Here is a 12,749-nt window from a genome sequence, read left to right as displayed (position 1 = left end):
GGCTTCAAGCCCGACTGGATGAGCTCCGCCCGGCGTGCCTGCACGTCGGACGCCGCGCCGACCATGTTCGTCATGACGTGGCTCATCTGCAGATGCACGCGCATACCCATCAATTCCCATGCCCGCTTCACGTTGTTCTTGACTGCCATCAACGTGGTCAACGGGATCTGCGAGATCTTGCGGGCCATCTCCTCGACGGTGTCCTCGAGCTGCTCGCGCGGCACCACCTTGTTGAGCAACCCCCACTCGAGGGCCTCCTGCGCGGACAGCGTCGGCGCCAGCAACAGCCAGTCCATCGTGCGGTGCCAGTTCATCATGAGCCACGGCTCGATCATCGTGTGCCCGCCGGGTTCGCCGAGGCTCTGCGCGAGCGGCATCTGGAAGTACGCATCGTCGGAGGCGACGGAGAAGTCGGTCAACAGCCCGAGATAGATCCCGCCGCCCATGCAGTAGCCGTGAATCTGGGAGATCGTCGGCTTGGGAAACTCCCACAGGTACAGCGTCGGCCATAGAAAGAGGTCGGCGGTGCCCTTGTACAGATCCTCGAACGTATCCCCGAAATCCGGATAGGGGTTCTCGTCGGGCCCCCACCTGGCAACGTGGCCGCCGCAGAACCCTTTTCCGTTGGCTTTCAGGATCACCACCTTGATCTCTTTGTCGCGGTCGGCCTCGTGGAGGCACGCGTCGACTTCCTGCACGAGGCTGGCGTCCTTCGTGTTCGCCTTGTCGGGCCGGTTCAGGATGATCCGGGCGATCGGCGGTTCACGTTCGTAGATCACCGATTCGAGCTCGCGCCGCTCCATCATTGGCCTCCCTAGAGAATCGCGCCGCTGTCCTTGGCCGCCGAGATGTCGTCCCAGTCGAGATCGAGCTCCAACAGGATTTCCTCGGTGTGCTGCCCATGTTCGGGAGCCCGCGCGGCGGTCGGTGGCGTTTCGTCGAATTGCACTGGTGCGGCGACGACCTGGTACTCGACACCGTTGTCGTCGACGTTCGGGATGACGTAGCTGTTCGGTATCACCTGCGGATCGTTGAGGGTCTCCTTCGGCGTGGCCAGCGCCGCCCACACACCCGGCTCGTCGGCGAGTGCTGCACGCCAGTACTCGAGATCCTCGCTGGCGAGCCTCTCTCCGACGAGCTTGCACGCCTCCTCGGCGTTGGCAATCAGGTTGCTCGACGGGACGAAGCGCTCGTCGGTCGCAAGCTCGGGCAGTCCGATCCGCTCGCAGAAGCCTGCCCAGAATCGGTCCGGCTGCAAAAAGACCATCTGCAGCCACCTGCCGTCGCGCGTCTTGTAGCGGTTCACCAAAGGGTTGATCGCCAGTCCCGGCGGTGCGCCGGGTATTCCGTCGATGCCGAAGAGGTCGGCGGCCGAGATCGACGGGGCGATCGTCCACATCGCCTGCGCCAGTAGGGATGAGTCGACGATGGACGGCTCGCCGGTGCGCTCCCGGTGGAAGAGCGCCGCACACACGCCGCCGGCAAGCGTGATTCCGCCCTGCAGATCGCCGAACGCCGGGCCCTGCACGGCGGGCGGCTCGGTGCCAAACGGCGTCAGCGTGTAGGACACCCCGCCGCGCGACAGGTAGGTCGCCGCGTCGAACCCGCCCTTGTTCCGGTCGGGTCCTCGGACTCCGGTACCCGTGCCGCGGGCGATGATGATGTTCGGGTTGAACGAGCGGATGTCCTCGACCGTCAGCAGTGCTCGTTCCAGTGGGGCAGGCAGCCAATTGGTCAGGAACACGTCTGCGGTGGCGAGCAGGCGACCGAAATACTCACGGCCCGTGTCGGATTTGATGTCGATCGCGACGCTGCGCTTGCCGCGGTTGCCGATCTCGAGAATGAAGTCGACGTCGGCCCTGGCGTTCTGCCGGGTGAAGCCACCGATGACCAGCGCCCGCCCCGGGTCGCCCGCCTTCACGTCTTCCACCTTGATGACGTCGGCGCCCCAGTCCGCCAGCGCCGCGCCTGCTGAGGGCACGTACGTCCAGGAGGCCAGCTCGATGACCCGCACTCCGCTCAGGACCTGTGTCATTGCAACGCCTTTCGGTCGAGTTCGCTGACGAGTTGCGCACCGATGAGCTCTAGGTAGCGGTCGGGTGCGCCGAGGTATGCGCTCCAGCCCAGGAGGCGCTTGAGGTAGAGGTGGGCGTCGTGCTCCCAGGTGAAGCCGATGCCGCCGAACACCTGGATCGCCGTGTCGCCGACGGAGGTGAGCCGGCCCGCGAACGCCTTGGCGCGCAATGCGGCACGGTGCCGCTCCGCAGGTTCTGCCGCATCGGCCGCCCACAACGCGTGAATGACTCCGCTGCGGGCGAGCTCGACGGCCTCGTACATGTCTACGCACAAGTGCTGGACGGCCTGAAAACTGCCGATCGGCTGACCAAACTGCTTACGCACCTTCGCGTATTCGACGGCGAGGTTCATCACCGCGGTGGCGGCGCCGAGAGCGTCGGCGGCGTTCGCGATCAGTACATCGTCGGCGAGTCCCTCGATCGCGCCTGCCGAAGCGTCGGCCAGCCGCCGCGACTGCACACCGTCGAGGACGACGTCGAAGAGCTTGCGCGTCGGATCGACGTGGGACCGTGCCGTCACCGTGACGCCGTCGGACGTGGGGTCAACGGCGTACAGCGCGGTGCCGGTCGGCTCGTCGGCGAGCACCAACAACACATTCGCGGCGGCGAAGTCGGGCACCGAGGCCAGCTCACCTCGTATCGCCGCACCATCGACGACAGGCCGCGGACCACTCAGCGGAGCGACCGTGGCTATCGCTGTCCCGCCGGCGATTTGAGCCAGCAATCCGTCGTCAGCGCCGGTTCGTGTGATAGCACGTGTCGCGGCGACCGCAGTCGACAGCCACGGGCCGGGATTGAGCGCGGCCCCAAGCTCCTCGGCGACGACGCCTGCCTCGACCATCGTCATGCCTGCGCCGTCGTGTTCGGCGGGAACGAGCACGCCCGTTGCGCCGAGATCCGCCAGACCACGCCAGATCACGTCGGTGGTACCCGTCGGATCGTCGAGAAGTGGCCGGACATGTGCTGCCACGCTCGCCTTTTCGGCGAGGAACTGCCGCACCGTATCGCGGAGCGCGATCTGCTCTTCGGTGAGTTCCAGGTTCATCGCTGCCTTCTACTCTTCGCGGAAGCGCTCATCGTCGCGGCAGCCCCAGGACACGCGTGGCCGTTATGCCTTTGTTGATCTGGGTCGTTCCGCCCGCGATGGTCAGCGACCGGGACGACAACCGGCGGTCCACCCACCGTTGGTTCGCATGCCCCGGCCCGAGGACGTCGAAGGCGAGCTCGGCGAGATCCTGGCCCGACTCCGCCCACACACTCTTGGCCAGGCTGGCCGACCCCAGCGCGTCGCCGCCGTGCAGCGTCGCCGAGATCGACCGCTTGCACAGCAACTCGAGGTAGTTGATCCGCACCGCGACTTCACCGAGTCTGACCAGCGTCGCGCGGTCGGTGAGTACCGGCTTGCCGTCCACTGTGTGCCCGGCCAGGTCCGCGACGAGGTCGGCCAACTGGACTTCCATTTGCGCGTACAACCGGGCGGCGCCTGCGCGTTCATGGCTCAGCGTCGTGGTGGCGACCTGCCAACCGGCGTTGAGCGGACCGAGCAGGGCGTCCGTCGGCACCCGGACGTCGTTGAAGAACACCTCCGCGAAATCTGCCGAGCCGTTCAGCGTGACCAGCGGGCGGGCTTCGATACCCGGCAGCTTCATGTCGACGATGAGACAGGAGATGCCCTTGTGCTTGGGCGCCTCGGCGTCGGTGCGCACATACAGCTGGCACCAGTCGGCCCGGTGACCCAGCGACGTCCAGATCTTCTGGCCGTTGACCACGAAGTCGTCGCCGTCGCGGAGGGCGCGGGTGCGCAGCGACGCCAGATCAGAGCCGGCCTCGGGCTCTGACATGCCCTGACACCAGATGTCTTCGGCGCGCGCCATGCGGGGGAGCAGTGTTCGCCTCTGCGAATCCGTCCCGTATTGCATGATCGCCGGGGCGATGTTGTTCATTCCGATCACGTTGAGCGGCACCGGGGCTCGGGCCCGCGTCGTCTCCTCAGCGTAGACCAGTTGCTCCAAAACCGTCGCGCCGCGGCCACCGTATTCCTGCGGCCAGGACACCGCACCCCAGCCCGCGTCGGCCACCGCCGCATCCCACAAACGAAGCGTCTCGAAGGCATCCGGGTCGCGCCCGCGGCGCCGGTCGGCGTTTTTGACCTCGTCGGACAGGTTCGCCGTCAGCCACGTGCGCAGCTCCTTGCGGAACTGCTCCACCTCCGTCGGATATGAGAAGTCCACGGTGTCCTGTTCGGAATCTGGCCGATTGGCATCTTTATAATTTTAGGTAGTATAGCTACTTCTGCGAGGAGACTCGAAGGTTGCCAATCCGGCTCGTGTGTGACAGTCAGAAGGAGGGCGCGATGGGCAGGGTCGAGGGCAAGGTTGCGCTGATAAGCGGAGCCGCGCGGGGTCAGGGCAGGTCACACGCGCAGTTGCTCGCCGCCGAGGGGGCCGACATCATCGCGGTCGACATCTGCGAGGACATCGAGACCAACGAGTATCCGCTCGCCCGGCCTGAGGACCTCGACGAGACCGCACGGCTGGTCGAAAAGGAAGGCAAGCGGGTGCACGCCGAAATCGCCGACGTGCGCGACCGCGCCGCCCTGTCGGCCGCGATCGACCGCGGAGTCGCCGAGTTCGGAAGGCTCGACATCGTCGTCGCCAACGCGGGTATCTGTCCGCTGACCGCGGGTCTACCGCCGCAGGCGTTCGCCGACGCCGTCGACGTGGACCTGCTCGGCGTGCTCAATCTCGTACACGCCAGCCTGAAGCATCTCAAGGCAGGCGCGTCGATCGTGGTGACCGGATCGAATGCCGCATTCATGTCGTCGATGAACACAACCGGTATCGACGGCGGTCCGGGTGGTGCGGGCTACGCCTTCGCCAAATTGGCTGGTGCGCACTATGTCAACGACTTCGCACTTGCTCTTGCGCCGTTCTCCATCCGAATGAACGCGATCCACCCGACCAACGTCAACACCGATATGCTGCACAGTCCGCCGATGTACCGGGCGTTTCGGCCCGACCTGAAGGAGCCGACCCGCGAGGAGGCCGAACTGGTCTTCCCTGTTGTGCAGGCGATGCCGGTTCCCTACGTCGAACCCGAGGACATCAGCGAGGCGGTGGTGTTCTTCGCGAGCGATGCAGCGCGGTACATCACGGGCCAGCAGCTTCGGGTCGACGCCGGTGGGTTCCTCAAAGTGAAACCGTGGTCGGCGTAAAGGGGTAGCGAGGATGGCCAGAGGGATCATCTACCTGGAAACGAGGCCGGTGTCACCGGACCGCGAAGAGGAATACCACAAGTGGTACAACGACACTCACCTTGCTGAGATCTGCTCGGTCGACGGTATCGTCTCCGCGCGCCGCTTCGCCCCGACCGACGGTGATGGTCCGTTCATCGCCATCTACGAACTCGAGTGCGACGACCTCGACGCGGTCGTGGACCGGCTCGGTGAGCTGGGCAGGAGCGGGAAGATGTCCTCGCTGGAACTGCTCGACATGGATACGCCGCCGATCCCGAAGGTCTATCGCGAGATCGGGGCATACCAGAAATGACGCCATCAACGGAGATTCAACGGCGCATCTACGCGTTGATGGTGTTGATGAAGGCCGCCGACGACCGGCTGTCCAAGGGCATCGGCACCGGCGAGTTCATGTGCGTGTACTGGCCGTCGCGCGGGCAGGAGGCCATTGCCGCCGCTATGGGTGTGACCCTGCGTGACGACGACCAGTTGGTGACGACCTACCGCGGGCTGCACGACCTGATCGGTAAAGGCGTTCCGCTGGAGGAGATCTACGGCGAGATGATGGGCCGCACCGTGGGGGCCAGCCGCGGCAAGGGTGGCACGATGCACATCGCCAAACCCGATAAGGGCGTGATGCTGTCGACGGGAATCGTCGGCGCGGGGCCGCCGGTCGGCGTCGGGCTGGCGATGGCCGCCAAGCGTAAGGGACTCGACCGGGTCACTGTCGTCAGCTTCGGTGACGGCGCGACGAACACCGGCTCGTTCCACGAGGCGGCCAACATGGCTGCGTTGTGGGATCTGCCGATGGTCTTCCTCTGCCAGAACAACATGTATGCCGAGATGACCCCGACCACCGACACGATGAAGCTCGAGCATGTCGCCGACCGCGCGGCGGGCTACGGCATGCCCGGCGTGCGCGTCGACGGCAACGATCCACTGGTGGTCGCGGACGCGCTCGCCACCGCGATCGGCAAGGCCCGCAACGGTGACGGCCCGACCTTCATCGAGTGCGTGACGTTCCGCTTCCGTGGCCACTACTTCGGTGACCGGATGCCCTACATCCCCAAGGAGCAGCTGGAAGCGGCGATGGCCGCCGATCCGGTGCCCGCTTTTCGACGCCGGCTCATCGAGCGCGGAGTCTGCTCCGAGGACGAGCTCAGCGGCATCGACGAAGGTGCGTTGACAGCGGTCGAGGATGCGTTGAAGACGGTACTGGCCGCGCCGTCGCCGTCGATGGACGAGCTCGACAGAGATGTGTACGCGACCCCGATCAAGTATCCCGTCTGAGGAAGGCCATGGACGAAAAAGAGATGTCGATGCGCGAGGCGCTGAATCTCGCGCTCGACCAGGCGATGGCCGCCGACGACCGGGTCTTCCTGCTCGGCGAGGACATCGCCGATCCCGGCGCATCAGGGCCGACCGCCGGGCTGTCGACGAAGTATGGCCACGACCGGGTGCTCGACACGCCCATCTCCGAGGCCGCGATCGTCGGTGCGGCCATCGGTGCCGCGATCGACGGGCTGCTGCCGGTCGCGGAGATCATGATCATGGACTTCATCGGCATAGCGGCGGACCAGCTGATCAACAACGCCGCCAAGCTGCGGTTCATGACCGCGGGCCGAACGACCGCGCCGATCACCGTTCGCACGCAGGTGTACGGCGGCCTCGCCACCGGGGCGACGCACTCTCAGACGCTGGAAGCCTGGTTCATGCATATTCCAGGGATGAAGGTCATCGTGCCATCGACTCCGCGTGACGGTAAGGGTCTGCTGGCATCCGCGATCTTCGACGAGGACCCGTGCCTGTTCATCGAGACGATCCGATTGCAGGGCCAGAAGGGTTTGGTGCCAACCGATCCCGGCTTCCGAATCCCCCTCGGGCAAGCTGACATCAAGCGACCGGGTTCGGATGTCACGCTGATCAGCTACGGCAGGAGTGTGCTCGAATGCCTGGCTGCGGCGCAGACGCTGGAGGAGCAGGGCATTAGCGCTGAGGTCATCGACCTGCGAACGCTGGTGCCGCTCGACGTCGACGCGATGGTCGAGTCGGTGCGACGTACTGGGCGTGCGGTCGTCGCGCACGATGCGGTTCGGTTCGCGGGGCCTGGCGCGGAGATCGTCGCCGTCCTTCAGGCGGAATGCTTCGGTGAGCTTGCAGCGCCGATCGAACGGGTGGCGGCGAGGTTCATACCGACGCCAGCCGCACCGGCCCTGGAATCGCAGATCTATCCGTCGGCGGCCCGCGTCGTCGAGGCCGTGCAGCGAACCCTTGCGAAAGCGGATGCCGGTGGCTGACTTCATCATTCGCATCCCGCGGGTGTCGGTCGCCGTGTCGGAGGCCGAGCTGACCGAGCTGCTGGTCGCTGCGGGCGAGCGCGTGGCGGAGGGAACGCCCATCTACACGATCGCCACCGAGAAGGTGGAACAGGAAATCGAAGCGGGTGCATCGGGCACCGTGCAGTGGACGGGCACGGTCGGCACCACCTACGACATCGGCGCCGAAATCGGCGTCATCACGTCATAACGAAACGCCAGGAGGACACATGGATATGAACGAGACTCGCGAGAGAATCATCTACCAAAAAGATGGGCCCATCGCGAAAATCACGTTGAACTGGCCCGAGAAGGCCAACGCGCAGGATCAGAAGCTCGCCGAGGAGGTCGACGCCGCGCTGCTGGACGCCGACCGCGACTACGACATCAAGGTGCTGGTACTCAAGGCCAACGGCAAGGGCTTCTGCTCGGGACATGCCATCGGCGACAACGCCACCGACTATCCGGCGTTCGTGGAAAACGCCATGATCACGGGTCACCCATGGAAGGCGCAGTCCGACCTCTTCGTCAAGCCGACGCTGAACCTATGGGAGTTCTCCAAACCGACGATCGCGCAGGTGCACGGCTACTGCGTGGGCGGGGGCACGCACATGGGGCTGACCACCGACATCGTGATCGCATCCGAGGATGCGTACTTCTCCTACCCACCGCTGCAGGGCTTCGGCATGCCGTCGGGCGAATGTTCCATCGAGCCATGGGTTTTCATGAACTGGCGCCGAGCCGCCTACTACCTGTTCACCGCCGAGGTGATCGACGCCAAGAAGGCGCTGGAAGTCGGCCTCGTCAACGAGGTGGTCAAGCGAGAGGACCTCGACGCGCGCGTCGACGCGATCGCCCGCCACATCGCCCAGGCCCCGTTGACGACGCTCATGCTCACCAAGGCCAATCTCAAGCGGGCCTGGGAGCTGATGGGCATGCGGGTGCACTGGCAGAGCTCCAACGACCTGGTCGCGCTCGCGTCGATCAGCAAGGACGTGCAGCAGTTGATCCAGCAGGTGTTCAAGGACAAGGTGCTGCCGTCCGAACATGCGCGCCGCCAGGCTGCGGCCGCGTCTGACGGCGCCGCCACGTAGGACCGCCTGTGAATCTCGCCGATCACGCGAACGGTGATCCCGACTCGCCGGCCCTGATCGTCGCCGAGGGCCGCACGATCACCTACGGCGAGCTGTTCGAACGGAGCCAACGCGTCGCGGCCCTGCTGCATGACGCGGGGCTGCGGCGCGGCGACGGCGTGGCCCTGGTGCTGCCGAATCGGCCCGAGTTCTTCGAGATCACCTGGGGCTGCCAGCTTTCCGGGCTGTACTACAGCGCGGTGAACACCCACTTCACGTCCGACGAGGTGGCCTACGTCATCGGCGACTCCGACGCCAGAGCCGTGTTCATCGATACCTCGATGGCGGAACTCGGGGCACGGATCCTCCAGGTCAATGACGGCGTCGATGTCCACATCATCGTCGGCGGGGCGCTACCTGGATGGCAGTCATATGAAGACGCCCTGGCCGAAAGTGGTCCTGCACCACCGATTTCGGACGGGTCCGAGATGCTCTACTCGTCGGGCACCACCGGGCGGCCCAAAGCCGTGCGGCGGCCTCTGCCAGAAGACGGCCAGGGATCGTGGGCACAGAAGGTGCTGGAGTACTCGCTCGCTCAGCGATACGACATGACCCCGTCGAGCGTCTACCTCTCGCCCGCGCCGCTCTATCACGCCGCGGGGATCAACTACACGATGGCTGTGCACCGAGTGGGCGCCGCGTCGATCCTGATGGCCAGGTTCGACGCCGAAACGGTGCTGCGCTTGATCGAGGAACATCGCGTCACGCATGCCCAGTTCGTGCCGACCATGTTCGTGCGGATGCTCAAGCTGCCGGAGGCGACCCGGGAGCGCTACGACGTCTCCAGCCTCCAATGCGTCATTCACGCCGCAGCGCCGTGCCCGGTCGACGTCAAACATCGGATGATGGACTGGTTCGGGCCGGTCATCCACGAGTACTACGGGGGCACAGAGGGATTCGCGGGCACGATCATCGACCCGGAGGAGTGGCTCGCCCACCCCGGCTCGGTCGGCAAGCCGTTCAGTCCCGTGCACGTCGTCGGCGAGGACGGCGCCGAGCTGCCTGTCGGTGAATCCGGCGAGCTCTACTTCGAGGGTGGACCGGCATTCGAGTACTTCAAAGACCCCGGGAAGACGGCGTCGGTGTCCAACGATCGCGGCTGGCGCTCGCTGGGTGATATGGGCTATGTCGACGAGGACGGCTACATGTATCTCACCGACCGTTCGACGTTCATGATCGTGTCGGGCGGGGTGAACATCTATCCGCAGGAGGCGGAGAACCTTCTGGTCATGCACCCGAAGCTGGTCGATGCCGCGGTGTTCGGTGTGCCCAACGACGAGTACGGCGAAGAGGTCAAGGCCGTCGTGCAATCGGTCGAGGGAGTGCATGTGGGGCCGGAGTTGGAGGCGGAGCTCATCGACTACTGCCGGGCGAATCTCGCCACGTACAAGTGCCCGCGCACCATCGAGTTCGACGCGGAGCTGCCGCGCGACCCGAACGGCAAGCTGTACAAGCGGCGGATCCGGGACCGCTACTGGCAGGACCGGACGTCACGAATCGTCTGACCCACCCACGCCGAAACTCACGTTTGGGCGCGAAAGTGCGAGTAAATCGCGCCAATTCGTCGAATTCGGCAGCTAGTCGAGGCTGAAATCGATGACGCCGCGAACGATCTCGCCATTGAGCTGGTCGCGATAGCCCTCGTTGATGTCGTCGAGCCGGTAACGCCGGGTGATCATCTCGTCGAGTTGCAGGAGTCCCGCCTCATAGAGCTTCGCGAAACGAGCGACGTCCACCCGCGGATTGCACGACCCCAGCACCGTGCCCACCAGGCTCTTGTTCCACAGGATGAACTCCTGCAGGTTGATTGCGATGGAACTCGTCGTGGTGGCGGTCATGCCGGTCAGCACACAGGTTCCGCCCTTGCGCGTCAGGCTCAGCGCCGCCTGGACGTCTGGCTCCGTGATCAACGAGGGGGAGACGACGACACTGTCCGCCATCACGCCGTGCGTCAAATCGCGGACCAGGTCGGTGGCCTCCTCGATGTTGGAGACGCTGTGCGTGGCACCGAATCCCAGAGCCGACTTCTGTTTGAACTCCACAGGGTCGACCGCGATGATCTGCGCGGCACCGTTGATGCGTGCTCCCTGAACGGCGCCGGTACCGATGCCCCCGACACCGATGACGACGACGGTGTCACCGGTTCTCACCTTCGCGCGGTTCTCCGCGGAGCCGTACCCGGTCGGAATTCCACACGACAACAGCGCCATTGGCAGCAACGGGAGGTGGCGATCGATCTTGACGATCGAATCCGGCGAAACCACAGTGTGTTTCGAGAACGCACCGACCTTGGACAAGTGGCCGAGGTCACGGCCGTCCGCGGTGTGATGGCGGAAGGTGCCGTCCGTCGGCATACCGGGAATCATCACCTGTGCACCCATGTCACAGATGTATTCCATTCCGGAGTTGCACCATCGACACTGGCCGCACACCGCGACGAACGATGTCACGACGTGATCGCCCGGCTCGAACTCGGTCACGCCCTCGCCCACTTCGAGCACCACACCCGAGCCTTCGTGACCGCCGATCATCGGGAACATGGAGGGCAGGCCGACGGCCTCCATCACCTCGTTCGGCGCAGACATGTCGCCGTTGCGGATGTGCTCATCCGAGTGGCACAGACCGGCAGCGGCCATCTCGACGAGCACCTCGGCCGCCCGAGGGGGGTCGAGCTCGAAGTCTTCGACTGACCACTGCTGACCCATGTCATGCAGGATCGCCGCCCGGCTCTTCATGCGACCGGCCGGAAGGTCACGGGGAGGTGCTTGGGGGAGCGGAACGGCATGCCGACGATCTTGGTGTCGTCGTCTTCCAGCAGCTGTAGATCCGTCACACGATCGAAGAGGCTGGTGAGCATGGCTTTGGTCTCGACCCGCGCGAGATGCATTCCGAGGCAGCTGTGAATCCCGCCCGCAAACGAGATGTGCGCGCGACGGGGTCGCTGAATGTCGAAGACGTCGGGGTTCTCCCACCGCTTGTCGTCGCGATTGGCCGAACCCATGCACAGGTTGACTTGAGCGCCTTCTGGAATCGTCATGCCGTGCAACTCGACATCGCGGGTGGTGTTGCGCATCACCAGCACCAACGGGGTCTCGTACCGAATCCCTTCTTCGATGGCGGCCGGAATGAGGCTCCGATCCTGCTGCAACGCATCGAGTTGGTCCGGATGTGTGAGGAGCAGCTGCAGCAGATTGCCCGAGGACCGGTATGTGGTCTCGAGACCCGCGGGCAGTAGCAGGCGCAGGAACGAGATGATCGCTTCGTCGGTGAGTTTCTCGCCCTCGATCTCCGCGGCGACGAGGTCGCCGATGACGTCGTCGGTCATGGCGCTGCGCCGCTGATCAACCTGCTCCTGGAAGTAGGTGCCCAGTTCGACCGATGCCGTCAGGCCGGCTTCGATGTCGTCGGTGATCGAGATGAGGTCCAGCGACAGCCGCCGGAACATCTCCAGGTCCTGCTCCGGCAGGCCAAGAAGTGCAGCCGTTACGCGCGTCGGGAACTCGAATGTCACCGCCTTGACCAGATCGGCACCGCCGTCGTTCTTGAACTCGTCGACGAGCTGGTCGCAGATCGGGTCGATCACCTCGGGTTCCCACTTGGTGAGCGCACTCTGCTTGAAGGCCTTGCTCACCAGGCTGCGATGGTCGTGATGCTGTTTGCCGTGCATGCCGAGGATCGTCGGCCCGAAGACGAGACCGATCGTGTTGTTGTACATCTCCGAGGCGAACACGGTGTCCTCCCGGAAAGCGGCGAAGACGCTCTCGAAGTCGAACAGAGTCCAGTTCTCGGAGACTTTGAGCTCGTCGGGCATCAGATCGCTCTCCATGAGCGTGCCGCGCCACACCGGCGCCGTATTGCGCATGTGCTCGAAGAAACCGTATGGGTCGGTCTCTATGTCGGGAGCGGTCGGCTTGTCGTGTGAATCCGTGCTGAGCGTCACAGTGCCTCCCGGACAGCAGCGTCTAGCGAGTCGGTCGCTCTATCTTTACTA

13 protein-coding genes are annotated in these 12,749 nt (G+C 64.9%); 7 read left to right on the top strand and 6 right to left on the bottom strand.

Annotation, left to right across the window (positions count from 1 at the left end; all coding sequences use genetic code 11):
- The 4 genes from QOC76_RS10895 to QOC76_RS10880 form a co-directional block, all read right to left on the bottom strand.
- Window positions 1–803 (bottom strand): enoyl-CoA hydratase/isomerase family protein (locus QOC76_RS10895; RefSeq protein ID WP_526356847.1); only part of this gene is annotated, 803 nt, incomplete at its 3' end.
- Between the two features lie 11 nt (window positions 804–814).
- The gene (locus tag QOC76_RS10890) at window positions 815–2,035 is read right to left on the bottom strand and encodes a CaiB/BaiF CoA transferase family protein (protein WP_526356846.1); all 1,221 of its coding nucleotides are present in this window, start codon (window positions 2,033–2,035) and stop codon (window positions 815–817) included.
- Complete coding sequence (locus QOC76_RS10885) at window positions 2,032–3,120, bottom strand: acyl-CoA dehydrogenase family protein (RefSeq protein ID WP_526356845.1); 1,089 nt, start codon at window positions 3,118–3,120, stop codon at window positions 2,032–2,034. Before QOC76_RS10885 ends, QOC76_RS10890 begins: the two co-directional genes overlap by 4 nt.
- 28 nt (window positions 3,121–3,148) lie before the next feature.
- Window positions 3,149–4,306 (bottom strand): acyl-CoA dehydrogenase family protein, encoded by a 1,158-nt coding sequence (locus tag QOC76_RS10880; protein ID WP_526356844.1) that lies wholly within the window; start codon window positions 4,304–4,306, stop codon window positions 3,149–3,151.
- A gap of 122 nt (window positions 4,307–4,428) precedes the next feature.
- On the opposite strand from QOC76_RS10880, the gene QOC76_RS10875 reads away from it, so the two are divergent.
- Genes QOC76_RS10875 through QOC76_RS10845 form a run of 7 tightly spaced genes read left to right on the top strand, consistent with a single transcriptional unit; the run spans window position 4,429 to window position 10,263 of the window.
- Complete coding sequence (locus tag QOC76_RS10875) at window positions 4,429–5,289, top strand: mycofactocin-coupled SDR family oxidoreductase (protein ID WP_526356843.1); 861 nt, start codon at window positions 4,429–4,431, stop codon at window positions 5,287–5,289.
- Between the two features lie 13 nt (window positions 5,290–5,302).
- Window positions 5,303–5,623 carry a hypothetical protein gene (locus QOC76_RS10870; RefSeq protein ID WP_526356842.1) on the top strand — a complete coding sequence of 107 codons (321 nt, stop codon included), beginning with the start codon at window positions 5,303–5,305 and terminating at the stop codon, window positions 5,621–5,623.
- Window positions 5,620–6,600, top strand: a complete 981-nt coding sequence (locus QOC76_RS10865; protein WP_526356841.1) for a thiamine pyrophosphate-dependent dehydrogenase E1 component subunit alpha — start codon at window positions 5,620–5,622, stop codon at window positions 6,598–6,600. Before QOC76_RS10870 ends, QOC76_RS10865 begins: the two co-directional genes overlap by 4 nt.
- An 8-nt stretch (window positions 6,601–6,608) precedes the next feature.
- Window positions 6,609–7,607 (top strand): alpha-ketoacid dehydrogenase subunit beta, encoded by a 999-nt coding sequence (locus QOC76_RS10860; RefSeq protein WP_526356840.1) that lies wholly within the window; start codon window positions 6,609–6,611, stop codon window positions 7,605–7,607.
- On the top strand, window positions 7,600–7,836 hold the full coding sequence (locus QOC76_RS10855) for a biotin/lipoyl-containing protein (RefSeq protein WP_526356839.1): 237 nt from the start codon (window positions 7,600–7,602) through the stop codon (window positions 7,834–7,836). The genes QOC76_RS10860 and QOC76_RS10855 overlap by 8 nt, the downstream gene beginning before the upstream one ends.
- Window positions 7,837–7,855: 19 nt before the next feature.
- Window positions 7,856–8,719, top strand: a complete 864-nt coding sequence (locus QOC76_RS10850) for an enoyl-CoA hydratase/isomerase family protein (RefSeq protein ID WP_526356838.1) — start codon at window positions 7,856–7,858, stop codon at window positions 8,717–8,719.
- Window positions 8,720–8,727: 8 nt separating this feature from the next.
- Window positions 8,728–10,263, top strand: a complete 1,536-nt coding sequence (locus QOC76_RS10845; protein ID WP_526356837.1) for an AMP-binding protein — start codon at window positions 8,728–8,730, stop codon at window positions 10,261–10,263.
- Between the two features lie 72 nt (window positions 10,264–10,335).
- On the opposite strand, the gene QOC76_RS10840 is transcribed toward QOC76_RS10845, so the two are convergent.
- Together QOC76_RS10840 and QOC76_RS10835 are read right to left on the bottom strand one after the other, a co-directional pair.
- A complete protein-coding gene (locus QOC76_RS10840; RefSeq protein ID WP_526356836.1) occupies window positions 10,336–11,493 on the bottom strand; it encodes an NDMA-dependent alcohol dehydrogenase in 1,158 nt (385 codons plus the stop codon).
- Window positions 11,490–12,698 (bottom strand): cytochrome P450, encoded by a 1,209-nt coding sequence (locus QOC76_RS10835; protein ID WP_526356835.1) that lies wholly within the window; start codon window positions 12,696–12,698, stop codon window positions 11,490–11,492. The genes QOC76_RS10840 and QOC76_RS10835 overlap by 4 nt, the downstream gene beginning before the upstream one ends.
- Window positions 12,699–12,749 lie beyond the last annotated feature (51 nt).

The sequence above is a fragment of the Mycobacterium sp. genome (assembly GCF_032159565.1).
In the GTDB taxonomy this organism is placed as follows: domain Bacteria; phylum Actinomycetota; class Actinomycetes; order Mycobacteriales; family Mycobacteriaceae; genus Mycobacterium.
Note: the sequence above shows the minus strand (reverse complement) of the source record. Positions and strands in the feature narration are given on the sequence as shown.

Coding starts and splice junctions, on each gene's coding strand:
- QOC76_RS10850 (WP_526356838.1), top strand. CDS start 7,856: ATGGATATGAACGAGACTCGCGAGAGAATCATCTACCAAAAAGATGGG.
- QOC76_RS10890 (WP_526356846.1), bottom strand. CDS start 2,035: ATGACACAGGTCCTGAGCGGAGTGCGGGTCATCGAGCTGGCCTCCTGG.
- QOC76_RS10860 (WP_526356840.1), top strand. CDS start 6,609: ATGGACGAAAAAGAGATGTCGATGCGCGAGGCGCTGAATCTCGCGCTC.
- QOC76_RS10875 (WP_526356843.1), top strand. CDS start 4,429: ATGGGCAGGGTCGAGGGCAAGGTTGCGCTGATAAGCGGAGCCGCGCGG.
- QOC76_RS10865 (WP_526356841.1), top strand. CDS start 5,620: ATGACGCCATCAACGGAGATTCAACGGCGCATCTACGCGTTGATGGTG.
- QOC76_RS10885 (WP_526356845.1), bottom strand. CDS start 3,120: ATGAACCTGGAACTCACCGAAGAGCAGATCGCGCTCCGCGATACGGTG.
- QOC76_RS10870 (WP_526356842.1), top strand. CDS start 5,303: ATGGCCAGAGGGATCATCTACCTGGAAACGAGGCCGGTGTCACCGGAC.
- QOC76_RS10840 (WP_526356836.1), bottom strand. CDS start 11,493: ATGAAGAGCCGGGCGGCGATCCTGCATGACATGGGTCAGCAGTGGTCA.